General features: G+C 70.8%; 10 protein-coding genes. 3 read left to right on the top strand and 7 right to left on the bottom strand.

What is annotated here, in order from left to right; all coding sequences use genetic code 11:
- Positions 1-93: 93 nt before the first annotated feature.
- Complete coding sequence (locus ABZ194_RS02245) at positions 94-948, bottom strand: neutral zinc metallopeptidase (protein WP_355591045.1); 855 nt, start codon at positions 946-948, stop codon at positions 94-96.
- A 138-nt stretch (positions 949-1086) separates the two neighbouring features.
- Here ABZ194_RS02245 and dxs point away from each other — a divergent pair, with 138 nt between their 5' ends.
- Entirely contained in the window at positions 1087-3036 is a 1950-nt protein-coding gene (dxs, locus tag ABZ194_RS02240) for a 1-deoxy-D-xylulose-5-phosphate synthase (RefSeq protein ID WP_355591042.1), read from the top strand.
- Here dxs and ABZ194_RS02235 read toward each other — a convergent pair.
- The gene (locus ABZ194_RS02235) at positions 2981-3637 is read right to left on the bottom strand and encodes a DedA family protein (RefSeq protein WP_355591039.1); all 657 of its coding nucleotides are present in this window, start codon (positions 3635-3637) and stop codon (positions 2981-2983) included. The two genes, dxs and ABZ194_RS02235, sit on opposite strands and share 56 nt — an antisense overlap.
- Before the next feature lie 143 nt (positions 3638-3780).
- On the opposite strand from ABZ194_RS02235, the gene ABZ194_RS02230 reads away from it, so the two are divergent.
- Positions 3781-5268, top strand: a complete 1488-nt coding sequence (locus ABZ194_RS02230; protein ID WP_355591036.1) for an amino acid permease — start codon at positions 3781-3783, stop codon at positions 5266-5268.
- Positions 5269-5358: 90 nt separating this feature from the next.
- On the opposite strand, the gene ABZ194_RS02225 is transcribed toward ABZ194_RS02230, so the two are convergent.
- The 5 genes from ABZ194_RS02225 to ABZ194_RS02205 all read right to left on the bottom strand — a co-directional run bounded on the left by ABZ194_RS02225 (position 5359) and on the right by ABZ194_RS02205 (position 11330).
- Positions 5359-5781 carry an SSI family serine proteinase inhibitor gene (locus tag ABZ194_RS02225; RefSeq protein WP_355591033.1) on the bottom strand — a complete coding sequence of 141 codons (423 nt, stop codon included), beginning with the start codon at positions 5779-5781 and terminating at the stop codon, positions 5359-5361.
- A 273-nt stretch (positions 5782-6054) separates the two neighbouring features.
- A complete protein-coding gene (locus ABZ194_RS02220) occupies positions 6055-8127 on the bottom strand; it encodes a 3-hydroxyacyl-CoA dehydrogenase NAD-binding domain-containing protein (protein ID WP_355591030.1) in 2073 nt (690 codons plus the stop codon).
- On the bottom strand, positions 8124-9323 hold the full coding sequence (locus tag ABZ194_RS02215) for a thiolase family protein (RefSeq protein ID WP_355591027.1): 1200 nt from the start codon (positions 9321-9323) through the stop codon (positions 8124-8126). The genes ABZ194_RS02220 and ABZ194_RS02215 overlap by 4 nt, the downstream gene beginning before the upstream one ends.
- A 187-nt stretch (positions 9324-9510) precedes the next feature.
- Positions 9511-10737: a ribonuclease D gene (locus ABZ194_RS02210; protein ID WP_355591024.1), complete on the bottom strand. Its 1227-nt coding sequence runs from the start codon at positions 10735-10737 to the stop codon at positions 9511-9513.
- Positions 10734-11330, bottom strand: a complete 597-nt coding sequence (locus ABZ194_RS02205) for a DUF3000 domain-containing protein (protein WP_355591021.1) — start codon at positions 11328-11330, stop codon at positions 10734-10736. Before ABZ194_RS02205 ends, ABZ194_RS02210 begins: the two co-directional genes overlap by 4 nt.
- Positions 11331-12014: 684 nt before the next feature.
- Between ABZ194_RS02205 and hemE the strand changes: the two genes are divergently transcribed.
- Positions 12015-13052, top strand: coding sequence for a uroporphyrinogen decarboxylase (hemE, locus tag ABZ194_RS02200; protein WP_355591018.1), 1038 nt, complete (start codon positions 12015-12017; stop codon positions 13050-13052).
- Positions 13053-13139 lie beyond the last annotated feature (87 nt).

Genomic DNA, 13139 nt, shown 5'->3' with positions numbered 1-13139 from the left:
AAGAGCGGGTAAAGCGAAATGCGGCCGTACCCCGAGGGGTACGGCCGCATTGGTACGGGCGCGGCGACGGTGCTCGCGCCGGACCGGAGGAGGTCAGGCGACGGTACGGCTTGGCGCGGTCCAGGTGTTGCATCCGGACGGGGAGCCGGCGCCGAAGCCGTGCTCCATCCAGTAGGCCTGGCTGCGGCCTCTGCCGTGGTCGTTGGAGGCCCAGGTCTTGGCGCCGTTCTCGGAGACCCACCGGACCATCGAGTCCCACTGGTCCTGCTCGACGGGCAGGTCGTCGGAGACCTGCCGCAGGAAGGCGGAGCCCAGGCAGTCGGCCTGTAGTTCGAGACGGCGGGAGAAGGCGAGCTTGGTGGACGGCCTGGCGCGCCAGACGCTCTGACTGTAGTAGTTCATGATTCCCGCGAGCTGCTGCACGTGGTGGCCGTACTCATGGGCCATGAACTGGGCGTGGTTGGGGCCGAACGGGTTCTTCAGCACCTCTCGGGTGACGCCGATGTAGATGGTGCGGTTGGTGGAGCAGTAGTAGCCGCCCGCGCCTTTGGGCCAGCGGCCGCAGGGGCTGCTCACCCTGGAGCCGACGAAGCGCAGTGTGGGCTGGGCGAAGGGTAGCCCGACCTTCCTGAACTGGGTTTTCCAGGCCAGGTTCAGGCAGCGGTTGACGCGGGTCATGAAGTACCGGTAGGAGGCCGCGCTCCCCGCGCGGATCTGTCCGGCCCCGCAGCGCATCGTGGGAAGGGTGCCTGTGCGGTAGAGGGGGTTGGCCGTCGCGGCGACGCGGCCGCGGGGCACCGTCAGCCGCTTGGTGACGGAGACATCGGTGGTGGAGGTCTTCACGGCGGAGGCCGCGGAGACCGGGGCCTTGGCGGCCGAAGAGGTCAGGGGGGCCGAGGGTGCTTCGGCGTCAGCCGGGCCGACCCCCGTGACCAGAGAAAACGCCAAGGATGCGACGGTAAGTGATGATAGTTGGCTAAAGGGGAGAGTGCTCATGGTGAGCCAAAGGCTATTGCAAGTGGGGAGAAAACGTGCAGAATCTTCCTCCCCGCAGGAGGTGCTCCCCGCGCGACTAGACTCGGTCTGATGCTGACTGACAGAGGGGATGATTCCGTGAGCGAGCGGACCGGACGGCCTGGCAGTCTTCTGGAGTCGGTCAAGGGGCCACGGGATCTCAAGGCGCTGGAGGCGGACCGGCTTCCCCGGCTCGCGGCGGAGATCCGGGATCTGCTGATCAGCTCGACGGCGCGGACCGGCGGCCATCTGGGTCCCAACCTCGGCGTGGTCGAGCTGACGATCGCGCTGCACCGGGTCTTCGACTCGCCACGTGACCGCATTCTCTGGGACACCGGGCACCAGGCCTACGTCCACAAGATGCTCACCGGCCGCGCCGGGCGCTTCGACACCCTCCGTCAGGAGGGCGGCCTGTCGGGCTATCCGAGCCAGGCGGAGTCCGAGCACGACGTCATCGAGAACTCCCACGCCTCCACCGCGCTGTCGTACGCCGACGGCCTGGCCAAGGCGTACAAGCTGCGCCGTGAGGGCGACCGCACGGTGGTGGCGGTGATCGGCGACGGAGCGCTCACCGGCGGCATGGCCTGGGAGGCGCTCAACAACATCGCGGCGCACAGGGACCTGCCGCTGATCATCGTGGTGAACGACAACGGCCGCTCCTACTCGCCGACCATCGGCGGGCTCGCCTCACATCTGGCCTCGCTCCGCGCCACCCAGCGCTACGAGGACGTGCTGGAGTTCGTCAAGGACAACCTGGCGAAGGTCCCGGTGGTGGGCGCCCCGGTCTACGACGCGCTACACGGCGTGAAGAAGGGCATCAAGGACGTCCTGGCCCCCCAGGTCATGTTCGAGGACCTCGGCCTGAAGTACATCGGGCTGGTCGACGGCCACGACGAGCAGGCCGTGGAGGCCGCGCTGCGCAAGGCCCGGGGGTTCCGCCGCCCGGTCATCGTGCACGTGCTCACCAAGAAGGGCTACGGCTACTCCTTCGCCGAGAACCACGACGAGGACTGCTTCCACTCGCCCAGTGCCTTCGACCCGCTGACCGGTGAGGAGAAGCCCAAGCCGCACGGCTGGACCAACGTCTTCGGCCAGGAGATCGTACGGCTCGGCGCCGAGCGCAAGGACATCGTGGCGATCACCGCCGCGATGCTCGGCCCGACCGGCCTGATCCCGTTCTCCGAGGCCTACCCCGACCGCCTCTACGACGTCGGCATCGCCGAACAGCACGCCCTGACCAGCGCGGCGGGCCTGGCCCTCGGCGGTCTCCACCCGGTCGTGGCCGTCTACGCCACGTTCCTCAACCGGGCCTTCGACCAGCTCCTCATGGACGTCGCCCTGCACCGGCTGCCGGTCACGGTCGTGCTGGATCGGGCGGGTGTCACCGGTGACGACGGCGCCAGCCACAACGGCATGTGGGACCTGTCGATCCTGCAGGTCGTCCCGGGCCTGGCCGTCGCCGTCCCGCGTGACGAGCCGCGCCTGCGCGAGCTGCTCTCGGAGGCGGTGGAGGTCGACGACGGCCCCACCGTGATCCGCTACCCCAAGGGGCCGGTGGGCGCCGAGATCGAGGCGGTCGGCCGGCTCGGCGGGATGGACGTGCTGCGCGAGGGCGACACCCCCGACGTGCTGCTGGTCTCCGCGGGGCCGATGGCCGAGCTGTGCGTGGAGGCGGCTGCCCTGCTCGACGCCCAGGGGATCTCGGCCACCGTGGTGGACCCGCGCTGGGTCAAGCCGCTGGACGAGGCGTTGGCGCCGGCCGCGGCCAGGCACAAGCTGGTCGCGGTGGTCGAGGACAACGGCAAGGTGGGCGGGGTGGGCGACGCGGTCGCCCGGACGCTGCGGGACGCGGACGTGGACGTCCCGGTCCGTACCTACGGCGTCCCGCAGCGCTTCCTGGACCACGCCAAGCGGGCGAAGATCCTCAGCGAGATCGGCCTGACCGCGCAGGGCATCGCCCGGGAGATCACCGAGGCGGTGGCGAAGCGGTCTCCGGCGCTGGAGAACCAGCCGTCCCGCTGATCCCCGCGGCCCTGCCCGCGCGGGCCCGCAGGCTGATCACGGCGAGGCCCGCGACGAGGACGGCGACGCATCCGGCGACCGGCACCATCAGGTGCTGGTTGTGCCGGACGAACTCGCCCGCGACGGAGCCCAGCGTCAGGTAGGTGGTCACCCAGGCCGCGCTGCCGGCCGGCGCCCAGCGGATGAAGCGGCGGTACGGCAGCCCGAGGCTCCCGGCGAGGACCGGGGTCAGCGCGTTGACCACGGGCAGGAAGTAGGCGGCGGCGAGGGCGGGGCCGCCGCCCTCGCCCGTGGCGATCCGCTCGGCTCGCGCCCAGCGGTGCTCGCCGATCCACCGTCCGGCGCGGCTGTGACGGACGCGTGGGCCGCATCGGCGGCCGATCAGCCAGCCGCCGGTGGCGCCCAGGAGGGATCCGGCCGTCCCGGCGACCGTCACCACCGCGACCTCGGCGGGTCCGGTCAGCGCGATTCCCGCCGCGACGATCGCCATGTCTCCGGGGAGCACGGCTCCGATCAGCAGTGAGCCGTCCAGCGCCAGCAGCGCCAGCAGCACCGCGCCGACCAGGCAGGGGTCCAGCCGGCCCAGGGTGTCCAGAAGCATGTCTCCCATGCTGCGACCGGGGAGGCCGCCCCGGCATCGGGACTTTCCCCTAAAGAACCCCGAGTTCACCGTTCAGCCACTGATCGGGTGGGCATGACTCGATCTATAGGAGAGGGCGACTGCAGATGGTCAAGGGGGGTTCCATGGGGGCTTTACGCGTTAAATCGGTGGAGCAGTCGATCAAGGACACCGAGGCTCCCGAGCACCGGCTGCGCAAGGATCTCTCCGCACTGGACCTGACCGTCTTCGGTATCGGCGTCATCATCGGCACCGGAATCTTCGTGCTCACCGGCCGGGTCGCCAGGGACCTGGCGGGGCCGGCGGTGGCGCTGTCGTTCGTGGCCGCCGGGATCGTCTGCGCGCTGGCCGCGCTCTGCTACGCAGAGTTCGCCTCCACCGTGCCGGTGGCCGGCTCCGCCTACACCTTCGCCTTCGCCACGCTCGGAGAGTTCCCCGCCTGGATCATCGGCTGGGACCTGATGCTGGAGATGGCGCTCGCCGCCGCGGTCGTCGCGGTCGGCTGGTCGGGTTACCTGACCTCGCTGCTGGAATCCCTCGGCATACCCCTGCCCAGTGCCATAGCCGGGGAGGAGGCGTTCTTCAACGTGCCCGCCTCGTTGATCGTGCTGATCCTCACCGCCGTCCTGATCGCCGGGATCAAGCTGTCCTCCCGGGTCAACCTGATCATCGTCACGATCAAGGTCGCGGTGGTCCTGCTGGTGATCGTGGCCGGGGCGTTCTTCATCAACGCGGCGAACTACCGGCCGTTCATCCCGCCCGCGAAGCCGACCGCCGCGGTGGAGGGGCTGACCGCGCCGCTGATCCAGGTGCTGTTCGGGATCACCCCCGTCGCGTTCGGCGTGCTGGGTGTCTTCAGTGCCGCGGCGATCGTGTTCTTCGCCTACATCGGCTTCGACGTGGTCGCCACCGCCGCGGAGGAGACCCGCAACCCCCGGCGCGACCTGCCGATCGGCATCATCGCCTCGCTCGTCATCTGCACCCTGCTGTACGTCGCGGTCTCCCTGGTCGTCGTCGGCATGCAGCCCTACTCGCAGCTCAGCGAGTCGGCGCCGCTGGCGGACGCGTTCAAGGCGGTCGGTCAGACGTGGGCGGCGACACTCATCAGCATCGGCGCGCTGGCCGGCCTCACCACCGTCGTGATGATCCTCATGATGGGCCAGTCGCGGGTGCTGTTCGCGATGTCCCGGGACAACCTGCTCCCGCGCGGGCTGGCCACGGTCCACCCGAGGTTTGGCACGCCGTACCGGATCACGATCCTGATGGGCGTCATCGTCGCCGTGCTGGCCGGGCTGGTTCCGCTGTCCACCATCGCCGAACTGGTCAACATCGGCACGCTCTTCGCGTTCGTCATCGTCTCGGTCGCGGTGATCATCCTGCGCCGCACCCGCCCCGACCTGCCGCGCTCGTTCCGCACCCCGCTGGTGCCGCTGGTGCCGGTCCTGTCGGTGCTGGCCTGCCTGTACCTCATGGTCAACCTGCCGGTGGAGACCTGGCTCAGGTTCGTCATCTGGATGCTGATCGGAGTCGTCGTCTACGCCGGGTACGGCTACCGCCACAGCCGGCTGGCGGAGCCGTCCCCGGACGGCAGGCAGGGCGTCGGCCCGCGCTGACCCCGTCCTCGGCGTCCCCGGCGGCCGCCCCGGCCACAGCGGGCACCAAGCCGCGTGCCCGGGGTTCCCCGGTCGTGCGCCGGGGTTTCCTCAGAAGAAGAACAGGGGGCCGGTGAGCGCGGTCATCTCGCACCGGTTGTCGTAGGTCCTGTCGAACCGCACGGGCCTGCCCTCCCAGGTCCCGAGGGCGCTCACGGTGTGCGGGACGTACTCCTCGCCGCAGATCATGTCGATGTCGTAGGTGAGCCGGGACAGGTCCCCGCCGACCCTGCGGATCATGCCGCAGGCGGTGACGGGGGAGGGGTGGACGCCGTCGTCCCGGTCGCACCGGAGGGAGATGGTCTTGGCCGGTCCGCCGGCGACCGAGAGGCTGAGCGTCAGGGACGACCTGCCGCCCGAGGCGGACTCCCGTGCGGGGGAGGGAGGCTGCTCCGAGGCGGGCGACGAGGTCGTGGGCAGCGCGGTCGCGCAGGCGAACGCCGCGGCGGCGGACACGATCTTGACGGTTCTCATGTCAGGGGGTATTCCCACGCGGGACAAGGGTTCGATCCGGATCGGGTCAAAGATCCGCCTGCTCCCTGAATCCGCCCCACCGCCCGCGCTCCCCACCGCCCGCGCTCCCCACCGCGGACGGCGGGGGGACGGCGAGACGGACGGCGGGGCGGAGGCTCACGGCGCCGGTGAGACGCGGTGAGGAGGTGAGCGCGAGACGGCGACCCGAGACGGCGACCCGAGACGGCGACCCGAGACGGTGAACTGAGAGAGCGGTCGCGGGGCCGCGGGAGCCTACCCGGGGACGGAGGCGGTGCCCGGCGGCAGGAAACGCGGTTCGGCGATCCCGGTCCGATCCAGGTATGGCGTGACGCCACCCAGGTGGAACGGCCAGCCGGCTCCCAGGATCATGCAGAGGTCGATGTCCTGGGCGGCGGCCACCACGCCCTCGTCGAGCATGATCCGGATCTCCTCCGCCAGAGCCCGCAGCGCGCGCAGCCGTACCTCCTCGGCGGTCGACGGGGAGGCGCCGCCGGAGAAGAGGGCCACCGCCTCGGCGTCCAGGGAGAAGTCCGGCGCGTAGACGCCCGGCTTTCCGGCGGCGACCAGCCGGGCGAGGTTCTCCGACACGCGGTAGCGGGACGGGAAGGCCGCGCGCATGGTCTCGGCGACGTGCAGCGCGACGGCCGGGCCGACGAGCTGGAGCAGCGTGAAGGGGGTCATCGGCAGGCCGAGCCCGTCCAGCGCGTGGTCGGCGACCTCCAGCGGGGTGCCCTCGTCGACGGCGCCGATGACCTCGCCCATGAAGCGGGTCAGCAGCCGGTTGACCACGAACGCGGGCGCGTCCTTGACCAGCACGGACGACTTCTTCAGTGATGCGCCGACCGCGAAGGCCGTGGCCAGCGTCGTGTCGTCGGTGCGGGCGCCCTTGACGATCTCCAGCAGCGGCATCACGGCGACCGGGTTGAAGAAGTGGAAGCCGACGACCCGCCCGGGGTGCCGCAGCCCGGAGGCCATCTCGGTGAGCGAGAGCGAGGAGGTGTTGCTGGCCAGCACGCACTCGGCGGAGACGACGGCCTCCACCTCGGCGAACACCTTCCGCTTGACCTCCAGGTCCTCGAACACCGCCTCGATGACGAAGTCGGCGTCGGCGAAGGCGTCCTTGGTCAGCGAGCCGGTCACCAGGGCCTTGAGCCGGTTGGCCTGGTCGCCGGAGACGCGGCCCCTGCCGAGCAGTTTGTCGACCTCGGAGTGGATGTGGCCGACGCCCTTGTCCAGCCGGGTCTGGTCCAGATCGGTCAGCACGACCGGGACCTCCAGGCGGCGGGCGAATAGCAGCGCCATCTGCGAGGCCATCAGGCCCGCGCCGACGACGCCGACCTTGGTGACCTTGCGGGCCGACGCGGGGTCCGGGGCTCCGGCGGGCCTCTTGGCCCGGCGCTGCACCAGGTCGAAGGAGTAGAGGCCGGCGCGGAGCTCGTCGCCCATGAGGAGGTCGGCCAGCGCCTGGTCCTCGGCGTCGAAACCCTCGTCGCGGGAGGCCGTGCGGGCCAGCTCGATCAGGTCCAGCGCCCGGTAGGGGGCGGGGGAGGCGCCGCGCAGCTTCAGGTCGACCAGGAAGCGGGCGTCGGCGACGGCCTTGGACCAGTCCTCGGCGGTGTGGTCGGTGCGGGAGACGGTCACCTCGCCGCGCAGCACCCGGGCGGTCCAGCGCAGCGACTCCTCCAGGAAGTCGGCGGGATCGAACATCGCGTCGGCGACGCCGGCGGCGAAGGCGTCCCCGCCCTTGATCATACGGTTCTGCGAGAGCGGGTTCTCGATGATCAGCTTGATGGCCGCAGCCGGGCCGATCAGGCGGGGGAGCAACTGGGTGCCGCCCCAGCCGGGCACCAGGCCGAGGAAGCACTCGGGCAGCGCCACCGCCGGCACACCCGAGGAGACGGTCCGGTAGGTGCAGTGCAGCGCCACCTCCAGGCCACCGCCCATGGCCGCGCCGTTCACGAACGCGAACGACGGCACGTCCAGCTCGCCCAGGCGGCGGAAGACGTCGTGGCCCAGCCGTCCGATCCGCAGCGCCTGGTCCCGCTCGGTGACCAGGGCGGCGCCCTTGAGGTCGGCTCCCACCGCGAAGACGAACGGCTTGCCGACGACACCCACCGCCGCCAGGTCGCCGCGGTCCGCCACCGCGTCGAGGGCCTCGTTCAGCGAGGTGAGCCCGGCGGGGCCGAAGGTCGACGGTTTGGTGTGGTCGAAGCCGTTGTCCAGCGTGATCAGTGCCATGGTGCCCGCGCCGTAGGGCAGTTCCACGTCGCGGACGACCGCCTTGGTGACGATCTCGTCGGCGAACAGTTCCCTGATGTCGGTCACTTCTTACCTTCCCAGCCCAGGTTCTCCCAGATGACCGTCCCGCCCATGCCCATGCCGACGCACATCGTGGTCACGCCGTATCGGACGTCGGGACGCTCGCCGAACTCGCGGGCCAGCTGGGTCATCAGCCGCACCCCCGAGGAGGCCAGCGGATGACCGAAGGCGATCGCGCCGCCGTAGGGGTTCACCCGGGGGTCGTCGTCGGCGATGCCGAAGTGCTCCAGGAACGCCAGCACCTGTACGGCGAAGGCCTCGTTGATCTCGAACAGCCCGATGTCGGAGATCGACAACCCGGCCAGGCGGAGCGCCCGCTCGGTGGACGGAATCGGCCCGACGCCCATGACCTCGGGGTCCACGCCCGCGAAGGCGTAGGAGACCAGGCGCATCCGGGCCGTCAGGCCCAGCTCCTTCGCGACGCCCGAGGCGGCCACGATGCAGCCGGTCGCGCCGTCGTTGACCCCGGAGGCGTTGCCCGCGGTGACCCGGCCGTGCGGGCGGAACGGGGTCTTCAGCGCGGCGAGCCCATCGAGGGTGGTGCCGGGGCGAGGGGCCTCGTCGGCGGTCGCCAGGCCCCAGCCCCGCTCGGCCGACCGGACGGCCGTCGGGACCAGGTCGGGCTGGATCCTGCCGTCCGCGTAGGCTTTGGCGACCTTCTCCTGGGAGGCGACGGCGAAGGCGTCCGCGCGCTCCTTGGTGATGGCCGGATAGCGGTCGTGCAGGTTCTCCGCGGTCATCCCCATGATCAGGGCGGAGCCGTCCACGAGCCGCTCGGCCAGGAACCGGGGGTTGGGGTCCACGCCCTCGCCCATCGGGTGGCGGCCCATGTGCTCGACGCCGCCGGCTATGGCGACGTCGTAGGCGCCGAAGGCGATGCCCCCGGCGACCGAGGTCACCGCGGTCATGGCCCCGGCGCACATGCGGTCGATCGCGTAGCCGGGCACGCTCTTGGGCAGTCCGGCCAGGACGGCGGCGGAGCGGCCGATGGTCAGGCCCTGGTCGCCGATCTGCGTGGTGGCCGCGATGGCCACCTCGTCGACACGGTCCGGTGGCAGGTTCGGATTGCGCCGCATCAGCTCGCGGATGACGCGGATCACCAGGTCGTCGGCGCGGGTCTCGGCGTACAGGCCCTTGGGGCCCGATCTGCCGAAGGGTGTGCGCACACCGTCGACGAATACGACGTCACGAGACGAAGGCACGGGGTTCGCTCCTCGTTGCTGGATGGCTTCCCCTCTATGCTACTCGCCGGTAACTAGCTTTGGGGAGACCGGGCCCGGCCGAGATCGCCGGGCGCCGGCCGCCCGGTTCCGCGTGGTCGAGCTGAGGCCGCTCCCGGGAGCGAACGAGGGGACGTGAAGGAGACGCTCGTTCACACCGTCGTCACTGTCAGATCTCGCCCTTGGCCTCCAGCCGGAGAAGCGCCTTGGCCATCGGATGGGCGGTCAGCCCGATCTGCCACTCCCGGGCGCCCAGCTCGCGCAGCCGGGCCGCGATGGTCTCGTCGTCGATGACCGGCGGAGGCTCCCAGGTCAGACGGCGTACGGCGTCGGGCTGGACCAGGTTCTCCGTCGGCATGTGGTGCTCGTCGGCGAGCGCGGCCACCACGGCCCTGACCGCGGCGAGCCGTCGTGCGGCGACCGGGTCGCGGTCCATCCACCGGTTGGCCGGTGGAGGCCCGTCCCCCGGGGCGCTGGGTTGCGGGAGCTGTGACTCCGGCAGCGCGCGAGCCCTGCCGACCGCGGCCAGCCACTCGCGCAGGTGCCGGCGGGCGCTGCGGCCGGTGAACGGGGGGATGTCGGTGAGCGACTTGGTGGTGCGGGGCAGTTCCAGGGCCGCGGTGACGATCGCCGAGTCCGGCAGGACCCGGCCCGGCGCCAGGTCGGACTCGCGGGCCAGGTCGTCCCGGAGCGTCCACAGCTCCCGGACCACGGCGAGCCCCCGCAGTGAGCGGACCTTGTGGATTCCGGAGGTGCGCCGCCACGGGTCCGAGCGCGGCGTGGGGGACTTGTGCGCCAGCACGGCGGCGAACTCCTCCTGTGCCCATGACAGCTTTCCGCCGGCGTCGAGCTCCTGGTAGAGGATGTCCCTCAGCTCGATCAGGACCTCGACGTCGAGGGTCGCGTAGCGCAGCCAGTCCTCCGGCAGCGGGCGGGTGGACCAGTCGGCGGCCGAGTGCCCCTTCTCCAGCCGGAGACCGAGGACGTTCTCCACCATCATGCCCAGCCCGACCCTCTCGTAGCCGAGCAGTCGCCCGGCCAGCTCGGTGTCGAACAGCTCTCGGGGATGGAAGTTGAGCTCTGCCAGGCATGGAAGGTCCTGGGAGGCGGCGTGCAGCACCACCTCGGTGTCCGCCAGGACCGCGTCGAGCTCCGACAGGTCGGGGCAGTGAACCGGGTCGATCAGCGCACTGCCCGCGCCCGCGCGGCGCAGCTGGACCAGGTAGGCGCGGCCGCTGTAGCGGTAGCCGGAGGCCCGCTCGGCGTCGATGGCGACCGGCCCGGTGCCCTGGGCGAAGGCACGGACGGCACGTGCGAGGTCGGCTGGGTCCTCGATGACGGGTGGGATTCCCTCCCGTGGCTCCAGCAGCGGAACGATGGTTGTCTCGTCGGTCACGTTCGGAAGGACTCCGGATCTTCGCGACGGCGTGGCGGCAGGGACGCCACGTCGGGTGGCAGGGGTGGTATGCCGGCCGCCAGGCACATCAGATCGCACCAGGCGGCGACATGGCCGGAGAGGTCCTCCTCCAGCGGAGACCAGGAGGCGCGCAGCTCCAGCTCCGTGGCCACCGGATCTTCGGCCTTGTTGCCGAAGCCTTCGGACACAGCCCTGGTGACGGTGCCTCCGGCCGCGGCGTAGGTGGCGCCGTGCGCGTCGAGTGACTCGGTGAGCCAGCTCCACGCGACGGGACCGAGTAGCGGGTCTTCGGTGATCTCCGGTTCCATGTCCGCCCGGACGTAGGCGACCAGGCGGAAGCGGCCCTCCCAGCCGCGCTGGCCGTCCGGGTCGAAGAGCATGATGAGACGGCCGACCGCGAGTTCGTCGTCGTCGCGGTAGACCGATGCGCCGATGGCGGCCGAGTAGGGGGCGAGACGCTGTGGCGCTGGGATGTCCTCCAGCTCGATCTCCGGTCTGACCTCGGTGGGACGCATGCTCGCCGCCGCGCGCCGAAAGGCGGCGGGAGCAGGCGGAGCGTCACCGACGGTCATATCGGAAGCGTAAGTCGGAACTGAGCGCATGGGGACCACTGGGGTGTGTGTAGGAACCATTGGAGCCGATCAAGCCACTGCCGCCGGTCGGCGGGGAACGAACGTGTCTCCGTCTGCGGAGACACCGGGAAACAGTGCGTGACCGCGCTCGGCACAGGCCCGTTCGGGGCGGTGGCCCGCTCGGTGACCGTCGAGGCAGGAGGGTTGGTCGAAAACCCGCTCGTCGGCACAGGAAGCACAGTGCTCACCGCGGTGTTCGGGTGAACTCCACATCGTGGACATCGCACGGGCCTTTCGTCGGGTCGTGGTCCGACGTTGGCACGTCGCGCCGACATTTCCGCGCAACGTGCTCGGCGTGTCCCGAAAGTGGTGCCGGAATCGATGCCGCGCGGTGACATGGCGAACATTTGGATCAGCCGGGGCCGGGACCGTGTTCGTCGATGGAAGGAACTTTACCCGGAAACATGATCGCCTTGCGCCGTCCGGCGTCGCCGGAAGCCTGCTGACATTGGTTTCCGGTGGACGAAGCACTCGAAACGGGTAGAACCCTATCGTCATCATGACTTGAAGCTGTCTAGGCGTTGTTAGGTGTGATCTCATTTAATAACCGGCGATTTCGTACCCAGAACATCCGCTAACGGCCTTGCTGAGCGGACCGGGCACCCGGCATGGCACCCTGGTGAGGTGACTCCCGAGCTTGCCGACTCTCCGTTCCTGCGCGCCTGCCGTCGCCTGCCCGTCCCGCACACGCCCGTGTGGTTCATGCGCCAGGCGGGTCGCTCGCTTCCCGAGTACCGGGCCGTGCGCGGAGGGGTCTCCATGCTCACCGCGTGCGCCACCCCCGACCTGATCGTGGAGATCACGATGCAGCCGGTCCGCCGTTACGGCGTGGACGCGGCCATCTTCTTCAGCGACATCGTGGTGCCGCTTAAGGCGATCGGAATCGATCTTGACATCAAGCCCGGCGTCGGCCCGGTGGTGGCCGAGCCGATCAGGGACGCCGCCGCGATCGAGACGCTCCGCCCGATCGAGCCCGACGACGTCTCCTACGTCACCGAGGCCGTCCGGGCGCTGACCGCCGAGCTGGGCCCGACCCCCCTCATCGGGTTCGCGGGCGCGCCGTTCACCCTCGCCTCCTATCTGATCGAGGGCGGTCCCTCCAAGAACCACGACCACACCAAGGCGATGATGTACGGCGAGCCGCACCTGTGGCACGCCCTGATGGACCGGCTGACCGGCATCACGCTCGGCTTCCTGCGCGTCCAGCTCGCCGCGGGGGCCTCGGCCGTCCAGCTCTTCGACTCGTGGGTCGGCGCCGTCGCCCCCGACGACTACCGCGAGTTCGTCCTGCCGTACACCCGCCGCATCTTCGCCGGCCTGGCCGGTCTGGGCGCCCCGCGCATCCACTTCGGCGTCGGCACCGGCGAACTGCTCGGCCTGCTCGGCGAGGCCGGGGCCGACGTGGTCGGCGTCGACTGGCGGGTCCCGCTCGACGAGGCCGCCCGGCGGGTGGGGCCGGGCAAGGCGCTGCAGGGCAACCTGGACCCGGCGATCCTGCTCGCCCCGTGGGAGGTCGCCGAGCACCGAGCGGCTGACATCCTGGCCCGCGGGGCCAAGGCCGAGGGGCACATCTTCAACCTCGGCCACGGCGTGCTGCCCGCCACCGACCCCGACCAGCTCGCCCGTCTGACGGACTTCGTGCACGAGACCTCCGCCCGCTGACCCGCCCGCGGCGGGGAGCCCCGCTTCTCGGAGGTGGAGGCCCCCTCCAGGGGAGGGGCACGCCTCGCCGCCCGGCGGCCGGCTCGT

The organism is Streptosporangium sp. NPDC006007, assembly GCF_040614315.1.
Taxonomy (GTDB): domain Bacteria; phylum Actinomycetota; class Actinomycetes; order Streptosporangiales; family Streptosporangiaceae; genus Streptosporangium.
This window is presented reverse-complemented; position numbering and strand designations above follow the sequence as displayed.